The organism is Saccharothrix sp. ST-888 (assembly GCF_000955975.1).
Classification (GTDB): domain Bacteria; phylum Actinomycetota; class Actinomycetes; order Streptomycetales; family Streptomycetaceae; genus Kitasatospora.
The window spans coordinates 1-307 of sequence record NZ_JYJF01000938.1; the positions used below are offsets into that span (position 1 = coordinate 1).

The following is a 307-nucleotide window of genomic DNA, read 5'->3' on the forward strand; positions in this document are numbered from 1 at the left end:
CGGTCGGCTGGTTCACGGCACCCGCCGCCGATTCCGCCGGGCGACGGCCGCCGAGGGGGCGTGCGAGTCGGGACTAGCGAAGCTAATCGAGCTGCACGCGCTGAACTCCTTCGGCCACATGCTGATCACCATCGCGCTGGCCTCGATCATCTTCTTCTCGGTCCCGACCGGCGAGGCCCGTGGCCGGGTGGCGCTCTACCTGCTGATCACGATGGCCCCGTTCGCCCTGCTGGCCCCGGTGATCGGCCCGCTCCTCGACCGCATGCCGCACGGCCGCCGGACCGCGATGGCGATGTCGATGCTGGTC

The 307-nt window shown here is 70.7% G+C and carries 1 pseudogene; it reads left to right on the forward strand.

Features of this window, described 5'->3' with window-relative positions:
* Positions 1–118: 118 nt before the first annotated feature.
* Positions 119–307, forward strand: a pseudogene (locus tag UK12_RS44190) (MFS transporter); the annotation flags it as partial.